Origin of the sequence: Pseudomonas sp. NPDC087817 (genome assembly GCF_044742875.1) — a bacterium.
GTDB lineage: Bacteria > Pseudomonadota > Gammaproteobacteria > Pseudomonadales > Pseudomonadaceae > Aquipseudomonas.
The window spans coordinates 1-10,552 of sequence record NZ_JBIUVJ010000036.1; the positions used below are offsets into that span (position 1 = coordinate 1).

Annotated in this window: 12 protein-coding genes and 1 pseudogene; 9 read left to right on the plus strand and 4 right to left on the minus strand. The window is 59.2% G+C overall.

Features of this window, described 5'->3' with window-relative positions:
• The 4 genes and pseudogenes from ACIONG_RS20255 to ACIONG_RS20270 form a co-directional block, all read left to right on the plus strand.
• Positions 1 to 475: pseudogene (locus tag ACIONG_RS20255) on the plus strand (amino acid ABC transporter substrate-binding protein); the annotation flags it as partial.
• Positions 476 to 540: 65 nt separating this feature from the next.
• Positions 541 to 1,722, plus strand: coding sequence for an amino acid ABC transporter permease (locus ACIONG_RS20260; RefSeq protein ID WP_315446447.1), 1,182 nt, complete (start codon positions 541 to 543; stop codon positions 1,720 to 1,722).
• Positions 1,723 to 1,732: 10 nt separating this feature from the next.
• Positions 1,733 to 2,827 (plus strand): amino acid ABC transporter permease, encoded by a 1,095-nt coding sequence (locus ACIONG_RS20265; RefSeq protein ID WP_103305209.1) that lies wholly within the window; start codon positions 1,733 to 1,735, stop codon positions 2,825 to 2,827.
• 13 nt (positions 2,828 to 2,840) lie between these two features.
• On the plus strand, positions 2,841 to 3,605 hold the full coding sequence (locus ACIONG_RS20270) for an amino acid ABC transporter ATP-binding protein (RefSeq protein ID WP_103305210.1): 765 nt from the start codon (positions 2,841 to 2,843) through the stop codon (positions 3,603 to 3,605).
• A gap of 53 nt (positions 3,606 to 3,658) precedes the next feature.
• Here ACIONG_RS20270 and ACIONG_RS20275 read toward each other — a convergent pair whose 3' ends face one another.
• Positions 3,659 to 4,147, minus strand: coding sequence for a type II toxin-antitoxin system MqsA family antitoxin (locus ACIONG_RS20275; RefSeq protein WP_401302311.1), 489 nt, complete (start codon positions 4,145 to 4,147; stop codon positions 3,659 to 3,661).
• Positions 4,144 to 4,455, minus strand: coding sequence for a type II toxin-antitoxin system MqsR family toxin (locus ACIONG_RS20280; RefSeq protein WP_401302313.1), 312 nt, complete (start codon positions 4,453 to 4,455; stop codon positions 4,144 to 4,146). Before ACIONG_RS20280 ends, ACIONG_RS20275 begins: the two co-directional genes overlap by 4 nt.
• A gap of 166 nt (positions 4,456 to 4,621) precedes the next feature.
• On the opposite strand from ACIONG_RS20280, the gene ACIONG_RS20285 reads away from it, so the two are divergent.
• The 5 genes from ACIONG_RS20285 (at position 4,622) to ACIONG_RS20305 (ending at position 8,600) form a co-directional block, all read left to right on the plus strand.
• Complete coding sequence (locus ACIONG_RS20285; RefSeq protein ID WP_103305213.1) at positions 4,622 to 5,281, plus strand: FadR/GntR family transcriptional regulator; 660 nt, start codon at positions 4,622 to 4,624, stop codon at positions 5,279 to 5,281.
• Positions 5,271 to 6,563 carry a CynX/NimT family MFS transporter gene (locus ACIONG_RS20290; protein WP_103305214.1) on the plus strand — a complete coding sequence of 431 codons (1,293 nt, stop codon included), beginning with the start codon at positions 5,271 to 5,273 and terminating at the stop codon, positions 6,561 to 6,563. The genes ACIONG_RS20285 and ACIONG_RS20290 overlap by 11 nt, the downstream gene beginning before the upstream one ends.
• Positions 6,564 to 6,767: 204 nt before the next feature.
• Complete coding sequence (locus tag ACIONG_RS20295) at positions 6,768 to 7,238, plus strand: nuclear transport factor 2 family protein (protein ID WP_401302316.1); 471 nt, start codon at positions 6,768 to 6,770, stop codon at positions 7,236 to 7,238.
• A gap of 39 nt (positions 7,239 to 7,277) precedes the next feature.
• Complete coding sequence (locus tag ACIONG_RS20300) at positions 7,278 to 7,580, plus strand: GIY-YIG nuclease family protein (protein ID WP_008083651.1); 303 nt, start codon at positions 7,278 to 7,280, stop codon at positions 7,578 to 7,580.
• Positions 7,581 to 7,664: 84 nt separating this feature from the next.
• Complete coding sequence (locus ACIONG_RS20305) at positions 7,665 to 8,600, plus strand: glutathione S-transferase family protein (protein ID WP_401302318.1); 936 nt, start codon at positions 7,665 to 7,667, stop codon at positions 8,598 to 8,600.
• Positions 8,601 to 8,769: 169 nt separating this feature from the next.
• Here the strand turns inward: ACIONG_RS20305 and ACIONG_RS20310 are convergent, their stop codons facing one another.
• A complete protein-coding gene (locus ACIONG_RS20310) occupies positions 8,770 to 9,120 on the minus strand; it encodes a glutaredoxin family protein (RefSeq protein ID WP_401302320.1) in 351 nt (116 codons plus the stop codon).
• Positions 9,120 to 10,124: a nucleoid-associated protein YejK gene (gene yejK / locus ACIONG_RS20315; protein WP_103305217.1), complete on the minus strand. Its 1,005-nt coding sequence runs from the start codon at positions 10,122 to 10,124 to the stop codon at positions 9,120 to 9,122. The genes ACIONG_RS20310 and yejK overlap by 1 nt, the downstream gene beginning before the upstream one ends.
• Positions 10,125 to 10,552 lie beyond the last annotated feature (428 nt).

Consider the following 10,552-nt stretch of genomic DNA (forward strand, 5'->3'; position numbering starts at 1 on the left):
CAAGTCGCTGGAATCCGGTCGTTGCGACGTGCTGACCTCCGACAAATCGCAACTGTTCGCCCAGCGCAGCAAGCTGGCTTCGCCGAAGGACTACGTGGTTCTGCCGGAAACCATTTCCAAAGAACCACTGGGCCCGGTCGTACGTAACGGCGACGACGAGTGGCTGGCCATCGTCCGTTGGGTCGGCTACGCGCTGCTCAACACCGAGGAAGCCGGCATCACCTCGAAGAACGTCGAAGCTGAAGCCAAGTCGACCAAGAACCCGGACGTCGCCCGTATGCTCGGTGCTGACGGCGAGTACGGCAAGGACCTGAAACTGCCGAAGGACTGGGTCGTGCAGATCGTCAAACAAGTCGGCAACTACGGCGAAATCTTCGAGAAAAACCTCGGCAAGAGCACTCCGCTGGAAATCGACCGTGGCCTGAACGCCCTGTGGAACAACGGCGGCATTCAGTACGCACCACCAGTGCGCTAATGGTTCTATCACCCGGCGGGCCAACCGCCGGGTGATGTTCTGTTCCATTTCTTGCGGGGCACTTCATGCAAAATTCAATCGGCGCACCAAAGCAGAGGCTCAGCCTCAGCGATCCACGAGTGCGTGCGTGGCTATTCCAGATCATCACCGTTGTGGCGGTGGTCTCGCTGGGCTGGTACCTGTTCGACAACACGCAAACCAACCTTCAGCACCGGGGCATTACCTCCGGTTTCGGCTTTCTGGAGCGCAGTGCCGGGTTCGGCATCGCTCAACACCTGATCGACTACACGGAAGCGGACAGCTATGCCCGCGTCTTTGTCATCGGTTTGCTCAACACCCTGTTGGTGACAGTGATCGGCGTGATTCTGGCGACGATTCTCGGTTTCATCATCGGCGTGGCGCGGCTGTCGCAGAACTGGATCATCAGCAAACTGGCGACGGTGTACGTGGAAGTTTTCCGCAACATTCCGCCGCTGCTGCAAATCCTGTTCTGGTACTTCGCGGTGTTCCTGACCATGCCGGGGCCGCGCAACAGCCATAACTTCGGCGACACCTTCTTCGTCAGCAGCCGTGGCCTGAACATGCCGGCGGCGCTGATGGCTGATGGCTTCTGGGCTTTTTTCGGCAGCGTCGTGGTGGCGATCATCGCGACCGTGCTGATGTGCCGTTGGGCCAACAAGCGCTTTGAAGAAACCGGCGTACCGTTCCACAAGTTCTGGACGGGGCTGGCGATCATGTTGCTGATCCCGACCTTGTGCGCACTGATCTTCGGCGCACCGCTGCACTGGGAAATGCCCAAGTTGCAGGGCTTCAACTTCGTCGGTGGCTGGGTGCTGATCCCGGAACTGCTCGCGTTGACCCTGGCCCTGACCGTTTACACGGCAGCGTTTATCGCCGAGATCGTCCGTTCGGGGATCAAGTCGGTCAGCCACGGCCAGACCGAAGCGGCCCGTTCCCTAGGTCTGCGCAACGGCCCGACCCTGCGCAAGGTGATCATCCCGCAAGCCCTGCGCGTGATCATTCCGCCGCTGACCAGCCAATACCTGAACCTTGCGAAAAACTCCTCGCTGGCGGCCGGTATCGGTTACCCGGAAATGGTCTCGCTGTTCGCCGGCACGGTACTCAACCAGACCGGTCAGGCGATCGAGGTGATTGCGATCACCATGAGCGTTTACCTGGCGATCAGTATCAGCATTTCCCTGCTGATGAACTGGTACAACAAGCGCATTGCGCTGATCGAGCGGTAAGGAAAAGCGCATGAGTACTCATACTTTCAAACCCGACATGCCCCCACCGAACAGCAGCATCGGCGTGGTGGCGTGGATGCGCGCGAACATGTTCTCCAGCTGGCTCAACACCCTGTTGACCCTGTTTGCGTTCTACCTGATCTATCTCGTGGTGCCACCGATCCTCAGCTGGGCGATTGTCGATGCCAACTGGGTCGGCACCACCCGCGCCGACTGCACCAAGGAAGGCGCCTGCTGGGTATTCATTCAGCAGCGCTTCGGCCAGTTCATGTACGGCTACTATCCGCCGGAACTGCGCTGGCGCGTGGACCTGACCGTGTGGCTGGCGGTCATCGGCGCGGCGCCTTTGTTTATCTCGCGTGTACCGCGTAAAGCGATATACGGGCTGAGTTTCCTGGTGCTGTACCCGATCATTGCTTTCATCCTGCTGCACGGCGGCTTCGGCCTGACCAACGTGGCGACCAGCCAATGGGGCGGCCTGATGCTGACCCTGGTGATCGCCACTGTCGGTATCGCCGGCGCCCTGCCGCTGGGGATTGTGCTGGCGCTGGGACGACGCTCGAACATGCCGGCGATTCGTGTGGTCTGCGTGACCTTCATCGAGTTCTGGCGCGGCGTGCCGTTGATCACGGTGCTGTTCATGTCCTCGGTGATGCTGCCGCTGTTCCTGCCCGAAGGCATGAACTTCGACAAATTGCTGCGGGCGCTGATCGGCGTGATCCTGTTCCAGTCGGCCTATGTGGCCGAAGTGGTGCGCGGCGGTCTGCAAGCGATCCCCAAGGGTCAGTACGAAGCGGCTGCAGCGATGGGCCTCGGTTACTGGCGTTCGATGGGCCTGGTGATCCTGCCGCAAGCCCTGAAGTTGGTCATTCCCGGCATCGTCAACACCTTCATTGCGCTGTTCAAGGACACCAGTCTGGTGATCATCATCGGCCTCTTTGACCTGCTCAACAGCGTCAAGCAAGCCGCTGCCGATCCGAAATGGCTGGGCATGGCCACCGAAGGCTATGTGTTCGCCGCCCTGGTGTTCTGGATTTTCTGTTTTGGTATGTCGCGCTATTCCATGCATCTGGAACGCAAGCTCGACACTGGCCACAAGCGTTAGGAGTTCTCTGTAAATGAGCGAAGCAAGCAAAAAGCCAGTGGGCCCTGAAGGCATTATTCAGATGCAGGGCGTCAACAAGTGGTACGGCCAGTTCCACGTGCTGAAAGACATCAACCTCAACGTCAAACAGGGCGAGCGTATCGTCCTGTGCGGCCCGTCGGGTTCCGGCAAATCCACGACGATTCGTTGCCTCAATCGTCTGGAAGAACACCAGCAGGGCCGCATTGTGGTCGATGGTGTGGAACTGACCAACGACCTCAAGCAGATCGAAGCGATCCGCCGCGAAGTCGGCATGGTGTTCCAGCACTTCAACCTGTTCCCGCACCTGACCATTTTGCAGAACTGCACCCTGGCGCCGATGTGGGTACGCAAGATGCCCAAACGCAAGGCCGAGGAAATCGCCATGCATTATCTGGAACGCGTACGCATTCCGGAGCAGGCGCATAAATTCCCGGGGCAACTGTCCGGCGGTCAGCAGCAGCGTGTGGCGATCGCCCGCGCACTGTGCATGAAACCGAAAATCATGCTGTTCGATGAACCGACTTCAGCGCTCGATCCGGAGATGGTGAAAGAGGTGCTGGACACCATGATCGGTCTGGCCGAAGACGGCATGACCATGCTCTGCGTGACTCACGAAATGGGCTTTGCCCGCACCGTGGCGAACCGTGTGATCTTCATGGACAAGGGCGAAATCGTTGAGCAGGCGGCGCCGAATGACTTCTTCGACAATCCGCAGAATGAGCGGACGAAGTTGTTCTTGAGTCAGATATTGCATTGATGATTTGTGCGTAAAACCAACCCGGCCTTGTGCCGGGTTGGTTTTTTGTGGGGTCAGGATACGGTCAGGGTTTCGTGTTCTTTGTGAACGGTGTGCTTGAAACCTCTCAGGTCTGCGCCCTCTGCCAGCGTCTGAACATCGACGAGCATGTAGGGATAACGATCCAGCAGACGCATTAGCAGTACCAACGCCTTGGGTGGCAGTAACTCACCGCGCTCGTAGCGAGAGAACGCGTTATGTCCGCCACCGGAGAGCAGTTGCACCGTCTCTTTTTGCGTCAGGTGCAATTTGCGTCGAATACGTTTCATCTCGGCGCCGATCATTTGTCTGGCGGCGATAACCAGCTCATCGCCGGCTTTCGTATAACGTTCCGCGCTATCGGTATCATCATCCCACTCGACTTCGTCGCACTGCTGGCATTCCCAGCCGGCAAGATCATTTACACGGCGCTCCATGCCTTTGACACTCAGGGTCTCGCATCGGCCCGTGAAATGCCTCATTCCCTCACGGGCACCACAGCTGAAACATTGCCGGGTTTTCATGGGTTTTTCTCCTTGAAGGAGATTACCGGTGCGCCGCCGGCAGGGCGGTATGTCACCTTGATGTAAATCTCCAGATCTTGTGAATGGGTGTGATAAACGTCCTGCCAGACTCGATGATCGTCATAGCTGGTCATCGACTTGTACAACATCCTGTTCTGCAGCTCGAAAACGATTTCTTGCATCTCTCTGATGCTAAAGCCGAGAAGATCACCGGACTCTGCTGAGCTCCTGGTGAAAGCCCTTCTTCCAAGCCGCCGCACCTCAGCCTTGATCACCGCCAAGTCGTAATGGGGTGTGTTCTTTTCCATAAGAAGCCAAAACCCTGTCCCTAAAATTACCCTTAAAGGGTAATTTTGACCAATCGAAAATCCCGCTCCATGTGTCTCCGATTGACCCTAGGAGGTTGCCGTCCTACGTGGGTCTGACTAACATGTCGGAAAATTCATCCTATGATTGGATGAAAGGGCGAATCCTATGTCAGACATTTCTCCACTCATCAAACGATCTCTGGTCGATCAGGCCTTGGACCAGCTCCGTCAGCGCATCAACAGTGGTGCCTGGCAGGTCGGCGAGCGGTTGCCGACCGAGCCCGAGCTGTGCGCCGAGCTGGGCATCAGCCGTAACACCGTGCGTGAAGCCATGCGCGTATTGGCGTTTTCCGGATTGATCGACATCCGTCAGGGCGACGGCAGTTACTTGCGCGCAGTCGTCGATCCCATGGACACGCTCAAGGCGCTGTCCAGGTGTTCGCTGGATCAGGCGCGGGAAACCCGGCACATCCTCGAAGTCGAGGCCATTGGCCTGGCGGCATTGCGCCGCACCGATGAGGACCTCGCCGCATTGCGTGAGGCGCTTGGCACCAGCGGCAGCCACTATCACGGCGATCTCGACACTTACATCGCTTGCGATCTGGTGTTCCACCGCCGCTTGGTCGATGCCGCGCACAACCCGACCCTCAGCGAGCTCTATCGCTATTTCTCCAGCATCGTCGGCGCGCAATTACGCCAAACCCTGAACATCGTCCCGCGCCGTCAGGAAGTGTTCGACTTGCACATCGAGTTGCTTGATGCGGTCGAACAACGTGACCCGGAACGGGCCAAAGCTTTATCCAGGCAGTTGATCAATGAACCTTGAAACCGAGAAGTCCATGTCCCGCAGTGAGATATCCACAACCCCGAAGCTTGAAGAGCTGCTGATCGATGCCGAGGCCGATGACGAGGAGGTGCAGCAAAGCCATCCGTTGGTGCGGCGCCCGTGGTTGCTGCTGTTGGGGCTGATTCTGGTGGCGCTGAACCTGCGTCCGGCGCTGTCGAGCATGGCGCCGCTGCTCAGTGACGTCTCGAAAAGTCTCGGTCTGTCCGCCGCTCAGGCCGGTTTGCTGACCACGCTGCCGGTACTGTGCCTGGGGCTGTTCGCCCCGCTGGCGCCGATTCTGGCGCGGCGCTTCGGTGCCGAGCGCGTAGTGTTGGGCATTCTGCTGACACTCGCGGGCGGCATTATCCTGCGCAGCAACTTCGGTGAAATCGGTCTGTTTGCCGGCAGCGTGCTGGGCGGCGCGAGCATCGGCATCATCGGCGTATTGCTGCCGGGCATCGTAAAACGCGACTTCGCCAAACACGCCGGCACCATGACCGGTGTCTACACCATGGCCTTGTGTCTGGGTGCGGCGATGGCGGCGGGTTCGAGCGTGCCGTTGAGCGAACATTTCGATCACAGCTGGGCCATGGGGCTCGGTTTCTGGGTGATTCCAGCGCTGGTGGCAGCGGTGTTCTGGCTGCCGCAAGTCGGGCAGAAACACGGTGCACACAATGTCGCCTATCGCGTGCGCGGTCTGCTGCGTGATCCGCTGGCCTGGCAGGTGACCTTGTACATGGGCCTGCAATCGTCGCTGGCCTACATCGTGTTCGGCTGGTTGCCGTCGATCCTCATCGGTCGTGGTCTGACGCCGACTCAAGCGGGTCTGGTGCTGTCCGGCTCGGTGATCATCCAGCTCGCCAGTTCGCTCGCCGCACCGTGGCTGGCGACTCGCGGCAAGGATCAGCGTCTGGCAATCGTCGTGGTGATGGCGCTGACCCTCGGTGGCCTGTTCGGTTGCCTGTACGCGCCAATCGAAGGCCTGTGGGGCTGGGCGATTCTGCTGGGTCTGGGGCAAGGCGGTACGTTCAGCCTGGCGCTGACTCTGATCGTGCTGCGCTCGCGGGATTCTCACGTCGCGGCGAACCTGTCGAGCATGTCCCAAGGCTTTGGCTACACCCTGGCGTCGATGGGGCCGTTTGCGGTCGGCATCGTGCATGACTGGACTGGCGGCTGGAATGCGGTGGGCTGGATCTTCGGCATTATTGGTACCGGTGCGATCATTGCCGGCCTCGGTGCCGGGCGTGCGTTGTACGTGCAAGTGCAAAGCGAAAAGATCTGACACGGTTCAAATTGTAGGAGTGAGCCTGCTCGCGATAGCGGTGTGTCAGTCAGCGCAATGTTGACCGACACACCGCTATCGCGAGCAGGCTCACTCCTACAGTGGTTCTGTGTGTTGCTGATATTCGGTGCGCGAATGCCGATAGTGTTTCTGCGGTCTTCCGCTTATCGTGCTGGCAATCTGTCCATCTTCTGGAGTTTGCCCATGAGCGAAGCCCACGCCGCCCTGATCACCCGCTTCTACCAGGCCTTCCAGCGCCTCGATGCCGAAGGCATGGCCGCGTGCTACACCGATGACGTGGTCTTCAGCGATCCGGCCTTCGGCCATTTGCGCGGGCGCGATGCCGGCGACATGTGGCGCATGCTCACCACTCGGGCAAAAGACTTCTCGCTGACCTTCGACAACGTCCGCGCCGACGAGCGCAGCGGCGGCGCCCATTGGGTGGCAACTTATCTGTTCAGTCAGACCGGCAACGTCGTGATCAACGATATCCAGGCGCGCTTCGTCTTCCGTGACGGCAAGATCTGCGAACACCATGACCACTTCGATCTGTGGCGCTGGTCGCGTCAGGCCCTGGGTTTCAAAGGCCTGCTGCTGGGCTGGACGCCACTGGTGCGCAACGCCGTCCGTGCCCAGGCACTGAAGGGACTGAAGGCATTTCAGGCCGGTCGCTGATAAGATCGCGGCCTGTTTCCTACACGCCTTGATCCCGAAGTGACCAGCCTTAGCGAAAAATCTGTCGATGTTGCCGAACCGGTGAGCAAGTCCTGGTTCGTCTACCTCGTTCGTGCGGCCAACGGCTCGTTGTATTGCGGGATCAGTGACGACCCGGTGCGTCGTTTCGCCAAGCACCAGAGCGGCAAAGGTGCACGGTTCTTCCTCTCCAGCCCGGCCATGGCGCTGGTCTACACCGAGCTGTGCCGAGACAAGAGCGACGCGCTGCGCCAGGAACGGCTGATCAAAAAACTGCGCAAGAGCGCCAAGGAATGTCTGGTCGCGTCTTATCAATCTGACTGATTGGTTCCCATCAGCCAGATCTGTAGGCTGCTAAGTAAATGCACGCTAAGCTGCCGACTCACTATCTGAGCGGCGGAGCCGAGCATGTCCGAGTTGATTCTGCACCACTACCCGACCTCCCCATTTGCCGAAAAGGCCCGCCTGCTGTTGGGTTTCAAAGGCTTGTCCTGGCGTTCGGTGCATATCTCGCCGGTGATGCCGAAGCCGGATCTGACGGCCCTGACCGGCGGTTATCGCAAGACCCCGGTGCTGCAGATCGGTGCCGACATCTACTGCGACACATCGTTGATCGCCCGTCGTCTGGAGCAGGAAAAAGCCCTGCCGGCGTTTTTCCCCGAAGGTCAGGAAATGACCAGCGCCAGTTTCGCGGCGTGGGCCGATTCGGTGGTGTTCCAGCATGCGGTCAGCCTGGTGTTTCAGCCTGAGTCAGTGGCGGTCCGTTTCGGCAAGCTGCCGCCGGAAGCGATCAAGGCGTTCATTGCCGACCGTGCCGGTCTGTTCAGTGGCGGCAGTGCCACCCGGCTGTCGGCTGAACAGGCCAAGCATCAATGGCCAACGATCATGGCGCGCCTGGAGCAGCAGTTGCAGCGCGAGCAGGGCGACTTCCTGTTTGGTGAGCCGTCGATTGCTGACTTCGCGCTGGCGCATCCATTGTGGTTCCTCAAAGCGACTCACGTGACCGCGCCGCTGGTGGATGAGTATCCGGCTGTTTCGGCCTGGTTGGGTCGTGTGCTGGGTTTTGGCCACGGTGCGGCGAGCGAGATGACCTCGGAAGAGGCGTTGGAGGTTGCGCGTAATGCGACACCGGCGGCGTTGCCGGATGAGCAGTTCGTCGATCCGAACGGCTTCAAGGCTGGGCAGCAAGTGGCGATTGCCGCGACGGATTACGGGGTTGATCCGGTGGTGGGAGAGTTGCTGTTTGCCGGCCGTGAAGAGCTGATCCTGCGCCGTGAAGACGAGCGTGGCGGTGTGGTGCATGTGCACTTCCCGCGCTTCGGCTTCCGTATCGAAGCACGCTGATCAGCAAGTCGAATCTGACCTGGTGGTGAGAGGAGCAATCGTGGCGAGGGGATTTATCCCCGATCGGCTGCGCAGCAGGCGCTAATCCTGTCAATGCGCATTGCGGCTGAAAAGCTGGGGCCGCTTTGCTGCCCATCGGGGATAAATCCCTTCGCCACAGGGGAGTGCGTTATTTCAGGGCGGCGAGGATTTCGTCCGGGTCAAACCCGCGAATCAATGTCCCGTTGACGTCAATCAACGGAATCCCGCGCCCGCCCAATGCCTCATACGCCTTGCGCGCTTCAGCATCCTTCTCGATATCGAACTCCTTGAAAGGAATCCCCTTGCTGTCGAGAAAGCGCTTGGTCTGCTTGCAGTAGCCACACCAGTCGGTGGCATAGAGCACGACATTGGCTTGAGCCCGCGTCTGCTCCGCGACCATCTGCGACGGATTAAACACCCGCTCGATCTTGCCCCAGTTCTGATAGACCACGACCACCAGCAGAAACAGCGCGACCTTCTTCAGCACATTGCCCAGCATCAGTTGCGGCGCTTCAGCTGATCGGTCAGCGAAGTCGGCAGGCCTTTGATCACCAAGGTGCCAGCCTCTTCGTCGTACTCGATCTTCGAACCCAGCAGGTGCGCTTCAAAGCTGATCGACAGGCCTTCGGCGCGGCCGGTGAAGCGACGGAACTGGTTAAGCGTGCGCTTATCCGCCGGGATCTCTGGCGACAGGCCGTAGTCCTTGTTGCGGATGTGATCGTAAAAAGCTTTCGGGCGTTCTTCGTCGATCAGCTCCGACAGCTCTTCCAGGCCCATCGGCTCGCCGAGCTTGGCCTGGCTGCTGGCGTAATCCACCAGAGTCTTGGTTTTCTCGCGGGCGGAGTCTTCCGGCAGGTCTTCGCTTTCGACGAAGTCGCTGAAAGCCTTGAGCAGGGTGCGGGTCTCGCCCGGGCCGTCTACGCCTTCCTGGCAGCCGATGAAATCGCGGAAGTATTCCGACACCTTCTTACCGTTCTTGCCCTTGATAAACGAAATGTATTGCTTGGACTGCTTGTTGTTCTGCCACTCGGAAACATTGATCCGCGCCGCCAAGTGCAACTGACCGAGGTCGAGGTGGCGCGACGGGGTCACGTCCAGCTCATCGGTGACGGCCACACCTTCGCTGTGGTGCAGCAGGGCGATCGCCAGGTAATCGGTCATGCCTTGCTGGTAGTGGGCGAACAGCACGTGGCCACCGACCGACAGGTTCGATTCTTCCATCAGCTTCTGCAGGTGCTCGACGGCGACTTTGCTGAACGCGGTGAAGTCGCGGCCGCCCTCCATGTACTCCTTCAGCCAGCCGCTGAACGGGAACGCACCGGATTCCGGATGGAACAGGCCCCAGGCTTTGCCCTGTTTGGCGTTATAGCTCTCGTTGAGGTCGGCGAGCATGTTCTCGATGGCTGCAGACTCGGCCAGTTCCGTGTCACGGGCGTGCAGAACTGCGGGCGTGCCGTCGGGTTTTTTGTCGATCAGGTGGACGATGCAATGACGGATCGGCATGGGCTTCTCGGCTGTTGGAAGGGAGGAGGGCAGGCTCCCCCGAAAAAGCGCCCAGTGTACCGCAACCACTGGTTTTGGCGCGGGGTGAAGGGCAAATCCGGGGCGGGTAGCGGCCCTTATGCAGTTTTTTACCGATTTAGAGCAATAAACCTGACCAAATGGGTAGCTAGAGGCGGATATTTCCCCGTCTCTGTGCTAGTTTTGCCCGGTCTTACGCGAAGTCACTGCGTTAAGCGTGCAATCAGCATTTGTCAGGTCGAACCAAACCCTGATTTCGGTATCTATAACCCGACTCGTCGTGGTTATCGCCGAGGGTGCCAGATCCAGAAGATCGGGCTCGATGGCTGACACTGCACTCTGCAATCCATATGAATTTGATAGGGAAGGAACACTACATGGCTCTTACTAAAGACCAACTGATCGCCGAC